This is a genomic window from Blautia caecimuris (genome assembly GCF_024622975.1).
GTDB lineage: Bacteria > Bacillota > Clostridia > Lachnospirales > Lachnospiraceae > Blautia_A > Blautia_A caecimuris.
In genome coordinates this window covers 55033-75103 of record NZ_JANJZT010000014.1, presented here as the reverse complement: position 1 = coordinate 75103, position 20071 = coordinate 55033, and the positions used below count along the sequence as shown (strand labels likewise).

17 protein-coding genes and 1 riboswitch are annotated in these 20071 nt (G+C 43.0%); of the genes, 3 read left to right on the top strand and 14 right to left on the bottom strand.

Going from position 1 to position 20071, the window contains the following annotated elements; genetic code table 11:
• Nucleotides 1-87: 87 nt before the first annotated feature.
• The 5 genes from NSA57_RS10250 to NSA57_RS10230 form a co-directional block, all read right to left on the bottom strand.
• On the bottom strand, nt 88-1092 hold the full coding sequence (locus NSA57_RS10250) for a hypothetical protein (RefSeq protein WP_147599670.1): 1005 nt from the start codon (nt 1090-1092) through the stop codon (nt 88-90).
• 25 nt (nt 1093-1117) lie between these two features.
• Nucleotides 1118-1513 carry a D-ribose pyranase gene (rbsD, locus tag NSA57_RS10245; protein ID WP_173753290.1) on the bottom strand — a complete coding sequence of 132 codons (396 nt, stop codon included), beginning with the start codon at nt 1511-1513 and terminating at the stop codon, nt 1118-1120.
• A 13-nt stretch (nt 1514-1526) separates the two neighbouring features.
• On the bottom strand, nt 1527-2537 hold the full coding sequence (locus tag NSA57_RS10240; protein WP_147599672.1) for a LacI family DNA-binding transcriptional regulator: 1011 nt from the start codon (nt 2535-2537) through the stop codon (nt 1527-1529).
• Between the two features lie 18 nt (nt 2538-2555).
• A complete protein-coding gene (locus NSA57_RS10235) occupies nt 2556-3395 on the bottom strand; it encodes a sugar phosphate isomerase/epimerase family protein (protein ID WP_173753278.1) in 840 nt (279 codons plus the stop codon).
• A gap of 356 nt (nt 3396-3751) precedes the next feature.
• Nucleotides 3752-4528 carry a DUF134 domain-containing protein gene (locus tag NSA57_RS10230; RefSeq protein ID WP_147599674.1) on the bottom strand — a complete coding sequence of 259 codons (777 nt, stop codon included), beginning with the start codon at nt 4526-4528 and terminating at the stop codon, nt 3752-3754.
• A gap of 293 nt (nt 4529-4821) precedes the next feature.
• On the opposite strand from NSA57_RS10230, the gene NSA57_RS10225 reads away from it, so the two are divergent.
• On the top strand, nt 4822-6444 hold the full coding sequence (locus NSA57_RS10225) for an aminotransferase class I/II-fold pyridoxal phosphate-dependent enzyme (protein WP_257464781.1): 1623 nt from the start codon (nt 4822-4824) through the stop codon (nt 6442-6444).
• Nucleotides 6445-6770: 326 nt separating this feature from the next.
• On the opposite strand, the gene NSA57_RS10220 is transcribed toward NSA57_RS10225, so the two are convergent.
• The 5 genes from NSA57_RS10220 to brnQ form a co-directional block, all read right to left on the bottom strand.
• Nucleotides 6771-7457: a radical SAM protein gene (locus NSA57_RS10220; protein ID WP_147599676.1), complete on the bottom strand. Its 687-nt coding sequence runs from the start codon at nt 7455-7457 to the stop codon at nt 6771-6773.
• On the bottom strand, nt 7444-8034 hold the full coding sequence (locus tag NSA57_RS10215; protein WP_138271013.1) for an ECF transporter S component: 591 nt from the start codon (nt 8032-8034) through the stop codon (nt 7444-7446). The genes NSA57_RS10220 and NSA57_RS10215 overlap by 14 nt, the downstream gene beginning before the upstream one ends.
• A 12-nt stretch (nt 8035-8046) precedes the next feature.
• Entirely contained in the window at nt 8047-9030 is a 984-nt protein-coding gene (locus tag NSA57_RS10210) for a nucleoside hydrolase (protein WP_257464780.1), read from the bottom strand.
• 83 nt (nt 9031-9113) lie between these two features.
• Nucleotides 9114-9158: riboswitch (PreQ1 riboswitch) on the bottom strand.
• A 134-nt stretch (nt 9159-9292) separates the two neighbouring features.
• On the bottom strand, nt 9293-10777 hold the full coding sequence (locus tag NSA57_RS10205) for an AAA family ATPase (protein ID WP_257464779.1): 1485 nt from the start codon (nt 10775-10777) through the stop codon (nt 9293-9295).
• Between the two features lie 15 nt (nt 10778-10792).
• Nucleotides 10793-12127, bottom strand: coding sequence for a branched-chain amino acid transport system II carrier protein (brnQ, locus tag NSA57_RS10200; RefSeq protein ID WP_257464778.1), 1335 nt, complete (start codon nt 12125-12127; stop codon nt 10793-10795).
• 358 nt (nt 12128-12485) lie between these two features.
• Between brnQ and NSA57_RS10195 the strand changes: the two genes are divergently transcribed.
• Nucleotides 12486-13859, top strand: a complete 1374-nt coding sequence (locus NSA57_RS10195) for an MATE family efflux transporter (protein ID WP_257464777.1) — start codon at nt 12486-12488, stop codon at nt 13857-13859.
• 38 nt (nt 13860-13897) lie between these two features.
• Here the strand turns inward: NSA57_RS10195 and NSA57_RS10190 are convergent, their stop codons facing one another.
• On the bottom strand, nt 13898-16090 hold the full coding sequence (locus tag NSA57_RS10190; RefSeq protein WP_257464776.1) for a DNA topoisomerase III: 2193 nt from the start codon (nt 16088-16090) through the stop codon (nt 13898-13900).
• Between the two features lie 101 nt (nt 16091-16191).
• Nucleotides 16192-16857, bottom strand: a complete 666-nt coding sequence (locus NSA57_RS10185; protein WP_022066772.1) for a response regulator transcription factor — start codon at nt 16855-16857, stop codon at nt 16192-16194.
• Nucleotides 16858-16991: 134 nt separating this feature from the next.
• Here NSA57_RS10185 and NSA57_RS10180 point away from each other — a divergent pair, with 134 nt between their 5' ends.
• A complete protein-coding gene (locus NSA57_RS10180) occupies nt 16992-17933 on the top strand; it encodes a diacylglycerol/lipid kinase family protein (protein WP_147599682.1) in 942 nt (313 codons plus the stop codon).
• Here the strand turns inward: NSA57_RS10180 and NSA57_RS10175 are convergent.
• Both NSA57_RS10175 and mutY read right to left on the bottom strand, forming a co-directional pair.
• Nucleotides 17926-18939, bottom strand: coding sequence for a glycosyltransferase family 2 protein (locus NSA57_RS10175; RefSeq protein WP_147599683.1), 1014 nt, complete (start codon nt 18937-18939; stop codon nt 17926-17928). The genes NSA57_RS10180 and NSA57_RS10175 overlap by 8 nt on opposite strands.
• Complete coding sequence (gene mutY / locus NSA57_RS10170) at nt 18936-20048, bottom strand: A/G-specific adenine glycosylase (RefSeq protein ID WP_390427211.1); 1113 nt, start codon at nt 20046-20048, stop codon at nt 18936-18938. The genes NSA57_RS10175 and mutY overlap by 4 nt, the downstream gene beginning before the upstream one ends.
• Between the last annotated feature and the right edge of the window lie 23 nt (nt 20049-20071).

Genomic DNA, 20071 nt, shown 5'->3' with positions numbered 1-20071 from the left:
CTCCTTTTATTTATAAATATTATTTTGTTTTATACACAACAGATTCCCTCTTTTTATTTATAGACCTCCTTCTTTTTTTGGATTCTGTTATGTAATATTAAGTGTCAAAATAACGATGCCGACAATAAAAAATGCCAGTCCACATCCAAGAACACCTAAAGTTTTCTTTTTTGCTCCGGAAAATTCGCCATATACAATCCCCCAAAGATATGACCATATTCCAAAGGAATATCCAATACCGGTAGCAATTACAATACTGACAACTGGTGCAGCTATTGCATTTAAAAGATTTCCTCCAAAATGACAGAATGCAGAAATTACTGCCATGCCAATAATCACTCCTATTTTTACATCTGGATGTATAACTTTTTTCCACATCTTCTCCTTTGTTACCACAATAGCAGAAAATCCAGCTGTACCGACAAAAGCCCCCAGACAAAGTATTCCCATACATGTAAAAGAAGAAAAACCTTCCGGTCTCAAATCTGTTTTAAGACCTACCGATGATGCAATTGAAAAAAAGGGCTGTAAAATTCCTGATGCAAAAATCAGTAAGATAATATCCTGTTTTTTTGTTGCTAATGGTGTTTTTTTATTTTCCCCTTTTTTTATATCTTTATCACGCATAGTGCCGGAAATCTGGCAGACAACAGTTCCTCCGATTAATAAAACGGCAGACATCATTATCATTGTCAATGAGGCTCCCTCGGGAACACCGCCAAGAATTGCCGAAACAATCACACCACTTAAAATAGAACATGTAGATGTTATGGAGCTAGATAAGATTAATCCTACTCTGCTTACAGCAGATAGCTGGATCTGCATTCCAACCGCATAAACAGCTCCACATAAAAACACAAGAGCAACTCTTCCAGGGTCTGATGCTATTTCATTAAAAACACCATCCGGAATCATTTTATCTTCAAATATAAAAATAGCGCCCCATACAATTACAACAGAAAATAAATACATCCAGTTCAAAAATACATAAATCGGATAATTCCCTGTATGTTTTACTGCCTGAAACCATGACCCCCATAAAAATGTAACAAACAAAAGCACAAATACTGCACTCGTCTGTGATAATCCCATATTTACTTCTCCTATCTTCTTAGCTTCAGAAATTGACGCCTGCCACAAGAACAATATTGGCAAACGGAGAGGTCTCTCCTGTCCGTATAATCACCCGAGCATATTCTGACATTTTTTTCAATTCTTCATGCATGATATAATCACACGCTATATTTTCCGTCAACTTCCCTATTTCAGTATTTAATTTCTTGTTTTTCTCTTTTATCTCGTCTGCCAAATAGCAATGTTCTACAACCATTTCATCTAAAACCGCTTCTGCTGTTTCTAAAAAAGAAGGAACTCCGGATTTTAATGCCAAATCAATTAGTAGTGTATCTTTTGGAATAGGCAGACCTGCATCACCGATTATAAGATACTGTGTATGTCCTATCGCAGAAATTTCTTTGATTATCGCTGTATTTAATAATCCTGTTTTTCTCATTTCTCTTTACTCCTTATCTGGTTGTTTGTCTCAGTAAAAGTCTTGTTTTCAATTTTACAAATGGATATGCCTCTGATTTATCTTCCAATGCCTGAAGCATGAAATCTGCTGCAATTCTCCCCATTTCTATGATTGGATGCTGGATCGTGCTTAATGCCGGGGTAATATATTGAGAAAAGAACATATTGTCATAACCAATCACCTGCACATCCTCTGGAATCCTGTACGATAATTCTTTCAATGCATTTATAGCGCCAAGAGCCATCAAATCATTAGCACAAATAACAGCCGAATAATCAAGTCCTGCGCTTTCCATTTCTAAAATTGCCTTATAACCACTGCTTACAGTATAGTCCCCTGCCCTTACCAGTTCCTTTTCAAAAGGAATACCAAACTGAGTCATTGCTGTTCTGTATCCTTTCAATCTGTCCCCCGCTACTCGGCTCTTTCCCTTTCCACTGATAAACGCTATTTTTTTTACACCACTGTTAAAAAAATGTTCACAGGCCATATATACTGCCAGTTCATTATCTGTAGTAACAATCCCTTTGTTTGGCACTCCTTCCAAATAATTGTCCAAAAAAACACACGGAATATGAAATTTATCCATCAGTCCAAAATCTTTAGAAGGCTTATCTCCTACAGGTGCTATTATAATTCCATCAACTTTTTTTGAAACAAAATCCCTAATCCATTTTCCTTCCATCTCTGTTGAAAAAAGACTGTCACCTAAAAGTAGTGAATACCCTTTTTCATTCATCCTTGTTCCTATGGCTCGAGCCATTTCTCCAAAAAATGGATTGGTAATGTCCGGAATGATCAGCGCAACTGTCTTTAGTCTCATTCTGGCTGCCATAACAGGTAAATTGGAGTCCATGTCATATTTAAGTTCTTCCAGAAGATTTTGGATTTGTGTACGTTTCGCATCACCAACTCCTTCTTTTCCATTTACCACTCTGGACACAGTCGCCTTTGATACTCCTGCCAGTCTTGCAATTTCCTCCATTGTTATTCGTCCGGACATTACTCCCTCCTGTTCCACTTACAATCCAAGTACATTATGAATATATTCTCTGCTTATTTGAGCAGAGCGATAATTACATACTGGCTGATAGTCTAATTCTACACAAAGAATATCGTCATATCCTGCATTTCTCAGTTCATTAACAACACCTTTAAAATTTACACATCCGCATCCAAGCGGTCGAAATCTCTTCATTGGCCATTCAGTATTTAATGTTTCATCTGGATCAATATCCTTTAAATGCATATAACCAATTCTCTTTCCATATTCCCTAACTAACTCTGGTGCGTCAATACCCGCCAGTGTCGTGTGTGCTGTGTCAATACACAGAAAAACATATTCGGGGTTTGTATTTTCCATATAAAGATCTATTTGCTCTTTTGTAAATACTGCTGTATTAGCATGTGGATGCATACATGCTTTTACTCCATATTCTTTACATAATCTTCCAATTTTATCAGACAGACGTGCATAGCTTAAAATCTGTTCTTTATTTGTGGGACGCTGATACGGTGTATCTGTCCACATTACCCCTTGCATATTCATATAATGAGCATCTACGGCCTTCATAAATTCCAGATATTTTTTGGCTTCTTCATAATCTTTATCCGGATTATCACTAAAATAAAAATACAAATTCTCAAATTTTAAGTTGTATTTCTGAACCACATTTTTAAAGCCTTCTATATCATCTGAATAATAATCTGCAATCCAGTTAAAATTCTCTACTGTTTCGTATCCTAAATCTGAAACCTCTTTCAAAAACTGTTCAAAATTTTCTTTGTGACGCTCATTAATCGGGTTCCAATTATCTCTTTCATTAGAAATCCATGTCCATCCTGTATATCCTATTCTCATAGTTTACCGCCTTTCTGCAATATTTTTAGTTGATTTTATTTATTTTCTGTATCTTTATTGAATATTTTATTTACGTAACTTTGTTTCGTAAATTATATATTTTACACAAATATAGTGTTTTTATTTTCGTTAAATTTAGTTAATTATTTTTATTTTGTTAATAAAATAACATTTTTTCTATAAATTATCGTTACGTGTTTCGTATAATAAATATATTCAAATTAAATTCTGGGATTATAAACTCAGAAACGAGTAAAAATGTTAAAAAAATACTGCGAAAAAAAATCTTCTCATAAAAATAAGGACCCAGGGTTCGTCAGATCCCAAGGTCCTTTTCTGTCTGATATTTATTTTGTTTAGTTACCGGAACATCCGTGTTTGTTTTCTCCACAATGATGTTCTCCACAGGAATGTTCATGCTCATGGTGAGAGCAGTGAACTGCCGGGTTGTAATTAAGATTTCCAGCAAGATAAGCCTCTACAGCCTCGTCTGCTGATCCGGAAACACCTCCGAAAAGTTTAATTCCCATTTCTGCCAGTGCATTCTGAGCGCCTCCGCCAATTCCGCCGCAGATCAGGGCGTCAACCTTTGCCTGAGTAAGAAAACCGGCCAGCGCGCCATGTCCCTGTCCATTAGTGTCAACTACCTGACTTCCTGTTACTTTACCGTCCTCAACATCATAAAGTTTAAACTGCTCTGTGTGTCCAAAATGCTGAAAAATCTGTCCATTTTCGTAAGTTACTGCGATTCTCATTGTAAATTCCCCTTTCATCCTTATAATTGATTCACAGCCGGTCTCTTCAGACCTTCCACAATCTGTATTGCAGCAAAAATCTGCCGTACCGTCACAAAACCGATAATTACCTCCGGAAATCTCAAGCGCCTTGCCGTTCACTATACTGTCTGCAATCTTATAGCGGGCAGATTCATACAGTTCTGTCACTGTAGTTCTTGAAATATCCATCTGTCTGGCACATTGTTCATGTGTACATTTCTGAAGATCGATCAGGCGAATTGCTTCATATTCATCAAGTGTCAGGCCGGTTCTCTCTCCAGTGCTGATTCCCTCCGGAATGAAACTGTCATACGCCGGTTCCGCACATATTCGCCTGCATCTTGTTGGCCTTGCCATGAAATCACCTCGTTTTCATTATCGACATATGTCGATAATTCATATTATAACGCTGTTTATGTGAAAATACAAGTAGGTTTTTATTTTTCACTTACTTTTTTAATGTGCCTTTATTAAAAAATCAAAAACTTCTTTTTATGTTTTTATGATACATCCCCCCTCATGCCCACTATCTGATTCTCTACTTTTATATTGAACTTTTGAACTTTCTGTGATATACTCTCTTTATCAAATTGAACTTTATATATCACAAGCTAAAATTGAACTTTTGTATTTTCCAGGAGGTACAGACCATGCCAAAAGAATCGTTTGCCGACAGACTCCGGGCTGCAATGGAAAAACAGAATATGAAACAGGTGGATCTGGTCCGGGCTGCTGCTTCTGCAGGAGTGAAGCTTGGCAAAAGCCATGTCAGCCAGTATGTCAGTGGAAAAACTGTTCCCCGCACAGATATCCTGAATTTTCTGGCACAGACTCTCCACACCGATTCAGAATGGCTGCTGGGTCACGATCAGGACAGCGCCTTTTCCGAATTCAGTACTGCCGGATTTCAGACAGATGCCAGAAAAAAATCCGCTTTTTCACAGACTGCCGAATCAGCTGTGGCTCCCCCGGCTTCATCAGCTGCTTATTCTGAACCATCCCGGTCTGAATCTGGTTCAGCCGGAACAAACACATACTCTACAGGAGGAATAACAATGCGCGAATTTAAAAAATCTTCAAAGCTTGACAATGTTTTATACGATGTAAGAGGTCCCGTTGTAGAAGAGGCCGGAAGAATGGAGGAGGCCGGCACTCACGTTCTGAAATTAAATATCGGAAACCCGGCTCCTTTCGGGTTCCGCACACCGGATGAGGTTATTTACGATATGCGTCAGCAGCTTACCGAATGCGAAGGCTACTCTGATGCCAAAGGACTTTTTTCCGCAAGAAAAGCCATTATGCAGTATGCGCAGTTAAAGCATATTCCCAATGTTTCTATTGGAGATATCTATACGGGCAACGGCGTCAGCGAGCTGATCAATCTTTCCATGTCCGCACTTCTGGACAATGGAGATGAAATCCTGATTCCTTCTCCTGACTATCCGCTGTGGACAGCCTGCGCCACTCTGGCAGGAGGAAAAGCGGTCCACTATATCTGCGATGAACAGTCCGAATGGTATCCGGATCTTGACGATATTGAAAAAAAGATCACTGACCGGACAAAAGCGATTGTTATCATCAATCCCAATAACCCTACAGGCGCCCTTTATCCTGAGGAGATCCTTCAGAAAATTGTTGATATTGCAAGACGTCATCAGCTTATTATTTTTTCTGATGAAATTTATGACCGCCTTGTTATGGACGGAGAAAAGCATATTTCGATTGCTTCCCTTGCGCCGGATCTTTTCTGTGTTACCTTCAGCGGTCTTTCCAAGTCTCATATGATCGCAGGCTATCGTATTGGCTGGATGATCTTAAGCGGCAACAAAAAACATGTAAAGGATTATATTGAGGGAATCAATATGCTATCCAATATGCGTCTGTGCTCCAATGTACCGGCTCAGTCTATTGTACAGACTGCACTTGGCGGACATCAGAGTGTAAATGATTATATTATTCCCGGCGGAAGGATTTATGAACAAAGAGAATTTATTTACAAAGCCCTTACAGACATCCCGGGAATCACTGCAGTAAAACCCAAGGCAGCATTTTATATTTTCCCGAAAATTGATACGAAAAAATTCAACATCACAGATGATGAAAAATTTGCCCTGGATCTTCTCCGTGAGAAAAAAATCCTTCTGATCCACGGCGGCGGCTTTAACTGGAAGGAACCGGATCATTTCCGTGTTGTATATCTGCCCCGTGTAGAGGTTCTGGAAAAAGCAGCCAGAAATATTGCCGACTTCCTGAGAACTTATCAGCAAAATTAAACTGAAGCCTCTTTTCCCTCAGTTTTATCAAATGTGCTGAACTGTCCCATATTTTTATACGCTTTATGGTCAGCACAGTCCTTGTTTGCAATACTGCCCAAAAAACTATGAATGGGACTGTATTTTAAATAGTACAGTTGCGCCTATTCCTGTAACACTCAAATAAAAATTCCGGCGGAAGCTTCGTGTATCTTACAAAAAAATCTTTTCTCTGTAAGATGTACGAATAACTTCCACCGGAATTTTATCATTTTCTGCTATAAATAAAGCAATACAGTTTTTGTGTTTTCCTTCCCGGACATGTGATATTCACCTGAAAGCCTTTTTCAGCCTACGCCAAAATCAGTAATCTCATACAGCACTTCCACATCAGGATCATCCAGAAGCCACTGATACTCTTCCATAAACCAGCGCACAAGCTCCTCGTCTCTCTTGATGGGAGTGGAATTATTATTAAAAACATTTACCGTTCCATGATTAAAATATTTTTTTAACCAGGCGATATCATTTCGGATCATTTCCTTTGTCTGTCCCTGGATTCCAACCATCAGGCAGATCGAATCAAAGTATTCCGCAGCCTCCATAGGTGTCTTGAAGTCCGCATGTTTGTTCAGAACCTTTTCCCGGAAATCATAATCAAAGGTCTCCACACCCATCTTGTAGGTAACAGGAATTCCAAAATAATCCCGCATTTCCTGAAGTCGTTTACGATAGATCCAATGACTTTCAAAAATCAGTCTTTTTATATTTTTCAGCCGGACTACTGTGCGGATATCCTCCAGCGTTTCCTTTGGAAGTTCAAAACAGCTTCCTGAGTTGATCACTTCAAGAACGCCAAACTCTCCAGTGATTTCCCTTAAAGCTTCCCGGTTTTCTCTGACCATTTCCGCCTCGTCCCTTCCGTTATCCTCAATGTAATCACAGAAGGTACATTTTCCCCACACGCAGGGAAATGCTCTGAGAAGTACGATCTCTCTTTTATTTTTATCTGTTATTCTGCTATATCGTTCCATTATTATTTATCCTTCCTGAAAGCTTTGCTACCATTCCTCCGCCCATTGCCGTTATCAACGCGCTTACGGCAAAAACAGAAATACATCTGTCAGCATAGTCTGTGAGAAACTGAACTGTAAAAATACTTCCTGTCAGTCCCAGAGGTGTTTTGGAAAGCATCTGTACAAGAATAGATGACCCTGATGAGGTTACCCCTCCAAATAAAACCGCATTGATCAAAGCGCTCACAATGGTTCCCGGAACTGAGATCACAGCTGCAGCCAGGAAAATCCTGCCTTTTTTTACTGACATTTTCTGAAATACAAGGCCACTTAAAAATCCTGTCACAATTCCTACAGGAGCAAAATACAAAGAGTAAATATCTACAGTCATTCCCATAAAAATACCGCTTAAAATATTGGGGATCATTCCAAACCACGGTCCCAGAACCGCGCCTGCAAAAATTGTTCCAATACTGTCCAAATATACGGGAAGCTTCAAGAACAATGCGATCTGTCCTCCTACAATATTAACGCCCACAGCCAGCGCCACAAGACAAATCTGATAAGTAGTTATTTTTTTGTTTTCAATTTTCATACTTTCATCCTCCTACAATTCATCCAGAAGATCCAGTTCTTCTTCTCTGTATCTGCTTCCATCATTTTTTTTCAAAATTCTTGAAAGGAAAAGCTTCATAAATTGCTTTCCGTCAGTTTCTGTAAGAATATGGCTGTTCGGTTCTTTTTTCCAGAAATTCATAGAATCTACCACTGTCTGTCCAATGCTGATTCCCTCTGTCTCCACTGCCGTAAAGCTGTCAAAACCTGTGCACATATCCCGGTCTGTAAAATACGCTACAGCCAGAGGATCATTGATCACACAGCCAATGATACCCTCGTATTCCCAGTGAAAATCCATATAAAAACCTGTGATCCTGCGGATAAACTCTCCTGTTTTCGGATCAAGCCGACAGATATATTCCAGAATATTCGGCGTCAGGACGATCTTTCGGGTTACGTCAAGTCCGATCATGTGGATTTTTTTGCCGGCCTTTGCAAAAGCGTCATAGCATGCTGCTGCTCCATGAGGGTCGCACCAGTAATTATATTCTGCAACCGGAGAACAGTTTCCGTGGCTTTTGAAACTTCCTCCCATAGAAACAAGTTCCTCCACCTGTCCCATAAGATCAGGGCGTTTCAGAAACAGCTTTGCCAGATTTGTCATAGGACCAAGAGCAATAATGGATATTTTTTCCTTTTCCAGAAGTTCTTCCAGAAACTGTACGGCATCCTTATCCTGCTTCGGATAAGAAACTGCAGGATAAAAGCTTTCTCCCATGCCGTCCCTCCCGTGAGTGTCCATGGCATCAATATATTTCCGCTTCAAAGGAACCGCATCACCTTTATAGATAGGGATGTCCGTCCGCTCCATCCAGTTCAGTACCTTTGCAGCATTCTCCGTTCCCATATCAACAGGAACATTTCCGGAAACAGTTGTGATCCCCGCAATATTAAGCTCCGGCGAAGCAAGAGCCAGCATAAGGGCAAGGGAATCGTCAATTCCCGGATCACAGTCAATTACAATTCTGCACATAAAAAAATCCTCCTTTCGACAGCTTTTTCCATAAAAGTAAAATCCTCCGCAGAAAAAGGCATCATCAAAAGAAAGATACCTGAAAGAACCTAGTTTTTTATACTGGGAGGGTTTCGAACCAGTTTATTCAATTAAAATAAGCATCAGCTCCGGAAATGATTTTCCAGATACTGATGCCAGTATAGCAGATGAAGAAAAGAAATGCAACGAAAAATTCTTATTTAAGTCTTCTATGGTTTTTTCCCCGTGTACTAAGCAAAACTTATTCAAGCAGTTCCTTCACCATCTCTGAAGTAAATACCACCTGCTTCACATGATCCACCTCGATCCGGTAAAGAGCGTTGGCTGCCAGATGCTCTGCCGCCTGCTCCAGATCGCGGATTCCTGAAGTATCCGCATATCTCTCGATCACTGCGTCAAGGGCTTCACCTTCTATAATACACTCATCCTGTTCCAGCCCCATTCTCTTTAAGACTTTGGGAAGTGCAAATTTGGAAAAAATCACTTTTTTCTCTTCCGGTGTGTAATCCGGAATCTCGATCACTGCAAAACGGGACATTAAAGGAGCGCTGATCTGAGATTTGTCATTGGCTGTTGCAATGGGATAAACGCCGGATGTGGGAACCATACATTCCATATAGTTATCTGTAAATCCAAGATTGTCCAGAAGGGTCAGAAGTACGTCCGCCGGATTTCCGTTTCCCTTTCCTGCTGCAGCCTTGTCAAGCTCGTTGATAATAAACACAAGATTCGACTCCCCGGCCATGGAAAACGCCTCCAGGATAATTCCCGGCTTTGCATTTGCATAAACCCTTGAACTTCCGGTAAGCTGCTCAGGGTCGTTGATGGAACTCATATCAAGAGTTGTCCACGGCAGCTTCAGGATTTTTGCCACCGCATAGGCAATCTGAGATTTACCTGTTCCCGCAGGTCCCACAAGAAGAAGTCCGTAGGCCGGAAGGGTATGGGTACGGTTGATCTGAATAATCGTCTCAATAATGCGCTGCTTTACCTTTTCCATTCCGTAAAGGGTTTCGTCCAGGATTCTTCTGGCTTCTTTCGGGTCAATGGACTCAAAATAATTATTTTTCCACTGAATATTCATCATAATGGAAAGGGCTCTCTGTGCATGGCGGCGTTCCTCCTGAGAAACCTCTGCGGAACGGGCCACTGCAAGATTTCTTCTTGCCCAGAGACGGATATTATCAGGCAGAGTACGGCCTGCGCAGGTCATAAAATCCGTAATACTCTGAATACTGGTAAGCTTCATCTCATCTCCATCCTCTGCCTCTTCCTCATCTGAGGCAGTCTCCGCAGGCGCGCTGCTGGCAAAAAGACGTTCAATCATAAACTGAAGGAAACCGTCCTCTGCTGAAAGCTTTGTTCCTCCTCCGAAGGCGATCTCACGGATTCGGTAAACACAGTATCCTTCCGGACGGTTTTCTCCGGAAAGGCGTACATTGATCCGATTCTCTCCAAGCCATTTGATAAGGCTTACAAAGCGGGCGTCAATTTTCCGTATATCTGCGCTGACAACGCCTCTCTCTTCTTTAAATTCAAAAGAAGTTCTATGAACCGGATTGGTAAATACTCCACAGGAATGATGAGGCCACTGCTTTTTCTGATTGTCCAGAACAAGAATGGGCTTTTCCGAAGTTGCCTCCGGCTCACTGGATAAAAAAGTGGTATAGGTACACTCCGGAGTAGTTTCTTTTTCCGGTGTATGATTAAAATCAAAGACTGGCATTCATTTTTCCTCCTTTTATACCGTCTGTTTTTTTGCAAGATCTGTCAGTATACCTGCTGCTGCGCCTGCAAGTGTAGGCAGAAGCCATCCGAATCCAGCTTCATAAGCCGGAAGCATTTTTATCACAGCAGTTACTCCCGGAATGATGATCCCATTCTGATCCAGCACAATAAGTACACTGCTGATTCCACATAAAGCAGCAGTCCAGGGATAAATACTTCTGAATCTGCCCATCCACCGATGGACCAGCGCCAGAATAATCAGAAGAATCGCCATAGGATAAATGGCATTCAATACAGGTACAGAATACTGCAGGATCATATCAAGTCCCACATTTGAGATCACCATGGAAACAAAGGCAAACACAAATACCCAGCCTCTGTATCCGATTTTCGGGAAAATACCTGCAAAATATTCTCCGCAGCAGCTGAAAAGCCCCACACAGGTATTAAAGCAGGCAATTACAAAAATCACTGCAAGAATAACCGTTCCCAGCTTTCCAAAAAGAGCTCCTGCCATATCTACCAGAACCTCTGTACCATTGGCCGCGCCGGCAAAGGTGATCCCCGAAATTTTTCCCACATAGGTCAGCATGCCATATACAGCCAGAAGCAGGATACCGGCGATCCATCCTGCTGAAATAGTTTCCCTCACTACCACCTTTTCCTTTTTTATCCCTTTTGCCTGAATATTTAAAGCCACGATCATGCCAAAATTCAACGCAGCAAGAGTGTCCATGGTCTGATATCCATCCAGAAATCCCTGTACTGCCGCGCCTTTCACATAAAGCTGCGCCGGCTCTGCCCCTGCCGCATCCAGTACACTGCTTCCTCCTGCTGCAGTAACTGCTCCTGCAGCGAACAGCACAATGATCAGCACCAGAAGAATCGGCGTCAGTCTTTTTCCAAGATATTCCGTCAGCTTCTCAGGATGCATGGCAACAGCTGTGGCAGCCCCGAAAAATACTAATGAATAAAGAAGCTGAGGCAGCGCCGCAGAAACGCCCTCCGGCATAAAAGGTACTACTGCCATGGAAAAGGACGTGCTTGCAGTTCTGGGAATTGCAAGGCATGGACCGATTGCCAGATACAAAATCATAATATATACAAAAGAAAACCTCGGATGTACTCTGGATGCCAGATGATCCAGACCTCCCGATTTTGTCACTGCAATCACTCCCAATATGGGAAGACCTACTGCACTGACTGCAAATCCCAGAAACGCCGTCCAGGTATGTGTCCCTGCCTGGGCTCCCAGAAATGGCGGAAAGATCAGATTTCCTGCCCCAAAAAACATAGAAAACAGGGTAACGCCAATCAGTATTTTATTTTTTAAGCTGAATTTTTCCATTTTCTCTCCTTTCTTTTGCAGGCCTTATATTCCAGCCTGCTGACTCTTGTATCATATTATATAGAATTTTGTATTTTTTTGAAACCTTTTCTTGGATTTTCCTGTGATACTCTGAAAAGTATTTTTTTGCAACAACTTATTCATCCCTGCAAGCCGCAGCAAAATCCCCCATTTTTCTACAGTGATCGCATGGGTACTGTAAACAAGGCTGAACTCTAATATCGTACAGAAAAATATACAATTTAATCTCTCCGGATATCTTGCATTTGCAGATATTACGGGTGTATTCTGATACAAAAGAACTGACAGCGCTTTTGGTCAGTTCCATGTGTCAGTATTTTACGGAAGGATCCCTCATATGAAAAAAAGAAGAAACACAGCTGCTGTCCGGCCGGTACAGCCAAGACTCTTTGACAACAAAAAACTGGCTGCTCTTTTAATCCCGCTGGCCCTTGACCAGCTTCTGAATTCCTTTATGGGAACCGTCGATACTCTTGTGGTAAGCAATCTGGGCTCTGCTGCCATCTCCGCAGTTTCCCTTGTTGACTCCATTAACGTTCTGGTTGTTCAGGCCTTTTTCGCCCTTGCTTCAGGAGGAACGGTTGTCTGCTCTCATTATCTTGGCTGCAAAAAGGAAAACCATGCCAGAGAAGCTGCACGGCAGCTTGTTTTTATCACTTTTATTATGTCACTGATCATTGCCGGAGTTTGTCTTGCGCTGAACAGACCCGTTCTTAAACTGATCTTCGGGGATGTGGAAGCGGCTGTTATGAAAAATGCCAGAATCTATTTCTTTTTTTCCGCTGTCTCCTATCCCTTTATTGCCCTTTATGATGACGGATCATCTATTCTCAGAGCTCAGGAAAACAGCCGTCTTCCCATGCTGATCTCTGTCTGGGCAAATGTCCTGAACCTTGCGCTGAATCTTGTTTTTGTATGGGTATTCCACTGGGGTGTGGCCGGCTCAGCCTCTGCTACCATGCTTGCCCGTATATTCAGTATGGCTGTAGTAACTTATAAGCTTCGCAATCCCGGCCTTGAAATTCCTCTGAAAAATTATTTTTCCATCCGGCCCGACTGGAAAGAAATTAAACGCATCCTGCATATAGGTATTCCCTCCGGTGTGGAAAACAGCATGTTCCAGTTTGGAAAGCTTGCCATTCAGTCCACGGTTTCTCTTATGGGAACTGCCGCAATCGCCGCCCAGGGCATGACCAATATCATAGAAAATCTCAACGGAATCCTGGCAATGGGCGTAGGCGTAGGGCTTATGACTGTGGTTGGGGAATCCTTAGGCGCCGGTCGCAGGGAAGAGGCGGTCTACTACATCAAAAAGCTTTGTATTATTTCAGAAATCATTGTGGCTGCTTCCTGTCTTGTAATGTATGCTCTGGTCCGCCCAATCACACATTTCGGAGGCATGGAGCCTGCCAGTGCAAAAATGTGCATCTTCATGGTAACCTGGATCACGATTGTAAAGCCACTTGTATGGGTAATGGCATTTATTCCTGCCTACGGGCTCCGCGCTGCCGGAGACGTAAAATTCAGTATGACCGTTTCTGTGCTTTCCATGTGGCTGTGCCGTGTTACTCTGGCAATGATACTGGCCCGCGTATTCCACATGGGACCTATGGCTGTTTGGATCGGTATGTTTACCGACTGGACCATTCGCTGTGTGATCTTTACTATCCGGTTTAAAAATCGAAAATGGCTGAACCATCAGGTAATATAAAATCAGGGCTGCCTTATGCAGCCCCTTTATAATTCATATTAATCCAGCTTAATCCCCGCAAGAGCCTGCGCAAATACGTTGTTTACAGGCTCCTGTGCCTCCTTCTGCTGCTGTCGCAGATATTTCTGCACGTCACGCTTATTCACACCCGCTCCCTCTTTTTTGCGTCTGGCCTGGAAAGAGGATAATTTTTCTTTATATCCGCAGACACAGACAAAGGTTTCTTCTTTGCCCTTCACGATCATTTCCATTCGTTTATGACATTTTGGACAGCGGGCGTTGGTAGTTCTGGAAACAGTTTCCCGGTATCCGCATTCTCTGTCCTGGCACACCAGCATTTTACTGTTTTTGCCGTTTACTGCCAGAAGCCGTTTGCCGCAGTCCGGACAGATTTTGTTTGTAATATTATCATGGCGGAAGGTTCCGCTCCCTGTTTTTATCTCATCCACGATCTCACAGGTATATTCCCTGATTTCCCTCAGGAAGGCGTCCTGCCGAAGACTTCCTTTTGCAATATCAGACAGCTTCTTTTCCCAGTCTGCAGTGAGCTCCGGTTTTTTCAGATCCTCCGGAACCAGCTCCAGAAGCTGTTTGGCCTTGGAAGTCAGATGGATTTCATTTCCCTTTTTCTCCATCATAAAGCTTTTAAAAAGCTTTTCGATAATATCTGCTCTGGTTGCAACTGTGCCAAGCCCTCCGGTTTCTCCCAGTGTTTTTGCTGCCTGCCGGTCCCCTGTGGACAGATACTTAACCGGGTTTTCCATGGCAGCAAGAAGAGTGGCTTCCGTAAATCTTGCAGGAGGTTTTGTTTTTCCTTCCTTCAGACGGAGAGTTTCTGTTTTAAGCTTTTCTCCCTGCTTTCTTACAGGAAGGCTCTGATCCCTGATATCCTGCTCCTCATCTTCATCCTCGTCCCGGTAATCTCCCTCGTAAACCTCTTTCCATCCGGGACTTACCACTGTTTTTCCGCCGGCTGCAAAGCAGAAGCCCTCCGCCTCTGCCTCCATGGAGGTCTGCTCATATTCAAACGCCGGATAAAGAACGCTTAAAAAACGCCGCACGACCATATCGTAAATTTTCCGCTCCTCATTTGTCATATAATCAAGCTGTACAAACTGCTCCGTTGGAATGATCGCATGATGATCGCTTACTTTTTTGTCATCCACAAAGCTTCCGTTTACCTGAACCGGTCTGGTAAGCAGCGCTCCTGCCAGTTTCCGGTAAGGACCGGTACCGCAGGCTTTCAGCCTTTCCTTAATAGTTGGAACCACATCCTTCCCGATATATCTGGAATCTGTTCTGGGATAAGTAAGAACCTTGTGATTTTCATAAAGCCGCTGCATAATATTCAGAGTTTCCTTTGCAGAAAATCCGTATTTCTGATTGGCTTCTCTCTGAAGCGTTGTCAGATCATAAAGTCCCGGCGCATATGTTTTCTTCGGCTTTTTTGACACAGAAGTAATGGTAAGCGCTTTGCCTTTTACTTTTTCTATAATCTCTTCTGCCCGTTCTCTGCTGAAAGTACGGAAGCTTTCACTCTTTCTGTCCTTCCAGGTCCAGGTGATATCCCCTGCATTGACTGTAATGCCAAAATATTCCTTTGGCTTAAAGCTCCTGATCTCCTCCTCCCGCATGGCAATAATGGCAAGAGTGGGAGTCTGCACCCGGCCGCAGGAAAGCTGAGCATTATACTTACAGGTAAGCGCTCTTGTACCATTCATTCCAACCAGCCAGTCTGCCTCTGCTCTTGCAACCGCCGCCCGGTAAAGGTTGTCATAAGCTCTTCCGTCTTTCAGATTGTGAAATCCGTCTTTGATGGCCTTATCCGTAACAGAGGATATCCACAGTCGGCGTATGGGCTTACGGCAGCCGGATTTATCCAGGATCCAGCGGGCAACCAGCTCGCCCTCTCTTCCTGCGTCTGTGGCAATGATAATGTCTCCTATGTCCTTTCGGAAAAGCTGAGTTTTTACTGCATTGTACTGTTTACCTGTCTGGCGGATCACCACAAGCTTCATATGATCCGGCATCATGGGAAGGGTATTCATCTCCCATTTCATATATTTTTTGTCATATTCCTCCGGATCGGCCAGGGTTACAAGATGTCCCAGCGCCCAGGTAACTACATAATCTTTTCCTTCAAGACAGCCGTTTCCCTTCTGGCTGCAATGAAGGACCCTGGCAATATCTCTTGCAACAGAAGGCTTTTCCGCAATTACTAATGATTTCATACAAGTTCCTTTCAGATATTATTTTCAGGCACATCCATGTACCTTTTCCTCTTATCACAAAGGAATTGTAACACAGGAGGAACAAAGAGGACAAGCCCTGTCTATTTCCCCATCTTATATCCGATTCCGCGCACTGTCTCGATCAAATCTCCTGCATCGCCCAGCTTTTGTCTCAAAGTCCGGATATGAACATCCACGGTACGGCTTTCCCCGTCAAATTCATATCCCCAGATCTGATTAAGAAGCTGTGTTCTGGAAAGAACCATTCCGCTGTTTTTCAGAAGAAGACACAGCATCTCATACTCTTTCAGCGTAAGATTTACAGGCTCTTTGTTGACTGTCACCACATGTCTGGACGGGCATACATAAAGGCTTCCGATCCTGTATTCCTCAGCGCCTTTGTCTTCCAGCCTCCGAAGCCGAGCCTTAATGCGGGAGATCAGTTCCATCATCCGGAAAGGTTTTGGAATATAGTCATCGGCTCCGCTGTCCAGCCCCATAACCGTATCATACTCGCTTCCCTTTGCAGTCAGCATGATTATAGGAAGCTTCCTGGTATCCGGCCTTGCTCTCAGCTTTTTCAGAATAGAAATCCCATCCTCTTCGGGAAGCATAATGTCCAGAAGAATCAGCGAAGGAACCTCCTTTTCCAGTTCCTTCCAGAATAAGGAGGGCTTCGCAAAGCCTTTTGCGTCAAGATCCTGACTTTTTAATGTATATACAACAAGTTCGCGAATACTTTCATCATCTTCTACCAGATAGATCATCTGCATACCTCCGGATTTTCCATTTGATATCAAGTATAAAAGCCTTTCGTTAAATTTCCGGTACAACCCATGTTAAATTATTGTAAATTCCTGTCGAAAATGCTATGATAACAGAAATAATTTCGGAGGAAGCCATGTATCATTTTATTATCAACCCCAATTCCCGCTCAGGAGCCGGAGCCCGCATCTGGTCTGAGCTTCAGTCTGTACTGGACAAAAACTATATTCCCTACAAAGCATATTTTACAGAATATCCGGGACATGCCGTAAAGCTTGCCGCTTCTGTATGTTCTTCTGATGCGGCACCTGCTTCCATCTGCCTTGTAGCTGTAGGAGGAGACGGAACGATCCAGGAAGTGCTTTCCGGGATCCCCAGCCTGCGCTCCGTACGTTTTGGCTATATTCCCACCGGATCCGGCAATGATTTCTGCCGGAGTATGCAGCTTCCCCAAAATCCCCTGGATGCGCTGGATGCGATTCTGTCAGAAGCTGCCTGTACGCCTATGGACGTGGCAGAATTTACTGCCAATGGACAAAGCTGCCGTTTTGCCATAAGCTGCGGGATCGGTTTTGACGCTGCTGTATGTCATGAAATCAACCGCTCTCCTCTGAAAAAATTCATGAACCGTATTCATCTTGGAAAATTTGCCTATTTACTCATAGGACTGAAACAGCTTCTTCTGCTTCCTCCTGTAGGTATTTCCATTGAAACAGAAAACGGTGAAAAACACTTTTATGAAAAAGTATTTCTCACCGCGGTTATGAACCATAAATATGAGGGCGGAGGCTTCCGGTTCTGCCCTGAAGCTGATTCCCATGACGGATTTCTGGATGTGATCATTGTAGAAGGTATGCGCCGCCCTGCTCTGATCTTCTGTCTTTTTCTTTCTATTTTTGGAAAACATACTGTTTTCCGTGGTGTTCACCAGCTTCGCTGCAAAGCGGTCACCGTGCGCAGCTCAGAGCCCCTTGCCGTACACAAAGACGGAGAATCTGCAGGTATCTGCAAAAAATTTACAGCCTCCCTGGCAAAAGATCCTGTCCAGGTCATCCTGCCCGGCAAATCAATCAGTTAAATCCATAGAATTTCTGGCACAGCTTATAGGCTGCAATAAATGTTTTGCGGCCGCCTTTGCCCGGCAGATTGGATGCGCAGCCCATGATTCCCCAGCGCAGTCTGTGATAGATCCAGCGGTCTTCCTCCCTGATATACTCCATCAATTCCTTTTTCTTATCCAGAGCCTCCTGAGTTTCCGCACGGATCAGCATCACGGACGAAATGGTGGTAATAATTTCCAGGTAGCTGAGCATGTATTTTCTCAGATGACGATTATTGCATCTGCATCTGTGGAACACATCCACCATAATGCGGTTTACCCGGAGCTGCTGATCGATTCTTTTTATCATAACAGCCTCATTGACAGACTGATCTTCACGTCCGATAAAATATCTGTAAAAATTCACATCAAGATAATACATTTTTTTCACATGGACAAGTGGCTCAAAAGCAAAGATATTATCCACGTAAAAGGTATGCTTCGGCAGCTCCAGTCCACAGTCATGAAGAAGTTTTGTCCTGTAGATCATAGAGTGCATCAGAAGATATTTCCCCTTATGCATATGTACCTTATTCCAGCCAAAAACCTCATTTACAGGAAGACAGTGCCTGTACTGCATAACTCTTTTTCGTTTCGCCCCCTGTTTCTCATAGACAAAATTGCTGATCAGAAGATCCACGGTTTCTGAACCTCTGATAAGCTCTTCCAGAGTTTTCAGAATCTGCGCGTACGCCTCTGCATTTACCCAGTCGTCACTGTCCACCACCTTAAAATAAAGACCTGTGGCATTGCGTATTCCTGCGTTTACCGCCTCGCCGTGACCGCCGTTTTCCTGGTGGATCGCTTTTACAATAGTAGGATATTTTTCTGCATATACGTCTGCGATCTCTGCGGTTCTGTCTGAAGATCCGTCATCCACCACAAGGATTTCCACATCCTCTCCTCCCACCAGCAGGGAATCAATGCATTTTTCCATATACGCCTCTGAATTATAACAGGGGATCGCAATACTTAACAGTTTCATCTCGTTTCCTCCTTCATGTACTTTACATAAGCGCCAAATGCGGCAGGAATTGCATACTGCCTGTCAGACTGCTTTTTATCTGCAAAAATAAGTTTTGAATTTCTGTTTGTTTCCAGAGAAGAAACACGGATCAGGTATCCGGTCATTCTCCATTCGATATGAGAAAAAATATGCTTTGCCGGTTCCAGTTCTTCAATATACAAAGGCTCCAGCTTCATTTTTTCAACCACTTTTACTGCCTCCTCCGCAGAAAGTGTCCCTTTCACATTGGGAAGCTCGTAAAGCCCTGCAAGAAGTCCCTTATCCGGCCTTTTCTGTATGGCTGTCCTCTCCCCGTCCTGGATCACAAGCACAGTTCTGTTTTCTATTCTGCGGGCTTTTTTGGGAGCTTTTACAGGAATTTCCTCTGTTGTATCATGCAGATGCGCCCTGCAAAGCTTCTGTACCGGACACTCCCCGCACTTTGGCTGGCCGTTCGGCACACAGACCACAGCTCCCAGTTCCATCAGAGCCTGGTTAAAATCTCCCGGGCAGTCTGAAGGCATGATTTCTTTCAAGGTCTGCTCCATTTTTTTGCGAACCGACTGCTTCATAATATCTTCTCTGCTCTCAGTAATCCTTGACACAACTCTCAGAACATTTCCATCTACAGCAGGAACAGCAATGCCATATGCAATAGAAGCAATGGCTCCTGCCGTATAGCTTCCTATACCCTTTAACGACATGAGCTTCTCATAGGATTCAGGAAGTTTTCCCCCATATTCCTCCACAACTGTACAGGCTGCGGCCTGCATATTTCTCACACGATTATAATAGCCCAGACCTTCCCACAGCTTCATAAGCTTCTTTTCCGGACAGGAAGCCAGAGCCGCCGGATCCGGAAGTTCTGTAATAAACCTTATAAAATACGGCTTAACCGCCTCCACTCTGGTCTGCTGGAGCATGATCTCCGATACCCAGGTATAATAGGCGTTATTCTGATCTCTCCACGGAAGAATCCTTTTATTTTCCCGGTACCATTTAATAATAAGAGGAGAAACTATCCCACTTAATACTGACGAATTTTCGCTTCCATTCTGACTGACCTTATCAGAACATATATTTTCCATATATGTGTCCGGATCATCCTGAT

Excerpts from the sequence above, each read along its gene's own strand:
- NSA57_RS10220 (WP_147599676.1), bottom strand. The coding sequence starts at position 7,457 with ATGGAACGATATAGCAGAATAACAGATAAAAATAAAAGAGAGATCGTA.
- NSA57_RS10185 (WP_022066772.1), bottom strand. The coding sequence starts at position 16,857 with ATGATCTATCTGGTAGAAGATGATGAAAGTATTCGCGAACTTGTTGTA.
- NSA57_RS10195 (WP_257464777.1), top strand. The coding sequence starts at position 12,486 with ATGAAAAAAAGAAGAAACACAGCTGCTGTCCGGCCGGTACAGCCAAGA.
- brnQ (WP_257464778.1), bottom strand. The coding sequence starts at position 12,127 with ATGGAAAAATTCAGCTTAAAAAATAAAATACTGATTGGCGTTACCCTG.
- NSA57_RS10230 (WP_147599674.1), bottom strand. The coding sequence starts at position 4,528 with ATGGCAAGGCCAACAAGATGCAGGCGAATATGTGCGGAACCGGCGTAT.
- rbsD (WP_173753290.1), bottom strand. The coding sequence starts at position 1,513 with ATGAGAAAAACAGGATTATTAAATACAGCGATAATCAAAGAAATTTCT.
- NSA57_RS10205 (WP_257464779.1), bottom strand. The coding sequence starts at position 10,777 with ATGCCAGTCTTTGATTTTAATCATACACCGGAAAAAGAAACTACTCCG.
- NSA57_RS10180 (WP_147599682.1), top strand. The coding sequence starts at position 16,992 with ATGTATCATTTTATTATCAACCCCAATTCCCGCTCAGGAGCCGGAGCC.
- mutY (WP_390427211.1), bottom strand. The coding sequence starts at position 20,048 with ATGGAAAATATATGTTCTGATAAGGTCAGTCAGAATGGAAGCGAAAAT.
- NSA57_RS10215 (WP_138271013.1), bottom strand. The coding sequence starts at position 8,034 with ATGAAAATTGAAAACAAAAAAATAACTACTTATCAGATTTGTCTTGTG.
- NSA57_RS10210 (WP_257464780.1), bottom strand. The coding sequence starts at position 9,030 with ATGTGCAGAATTGTAATTGACTGTGATCCGGGAATTGACGATTCCCTT.
- NSA57_RS10240 (WP_147599672.1), bottom strand. The coding sequence starts at position 2,537 with ATGTCCGGACGAATAACAATGGAGGAAATTGCAAGACTGGCAGGAGTA.
- NSA57_RS10250 (WP_147599670.1), bottom strand. The coding sequence starts at position 1,092 with ATGGGATTATCACAGACGAGTGCAGTATTTGTGCTTTTGTTTGTTACA.
- NSA57_RS10235 (WP_173753278.1), bottom strand. The coding sequence starts at position 3,395 with ATGAGAATAGGATATACAGGATGGACATGGATTTCTAATGAAAGAGAT.
- NSA57_RS10190 (WP_257464776.1), bottom strand. The coding sequence starts at position 16,090 with ATGAAATCATTAGTAATTGCGGAAAAGCCTTCTGTTGCAAGAGATATT.
- NSA57_RS10175 (WP_147599683.1), bottom strand. The coding sequence starts at position 18,939 with ATGAAACTGTTAAGTATTGCGATCCCCTGTTATAATTCAGAGGCGTAT.
- NSA57_RS10225 (WP_257464781.1), top strand. The coding sequence starts at position 4,822 with ATGCCAAAAGAATCGTTTGCCGACAGACTCCGGGCTGCAATGGAAAAA.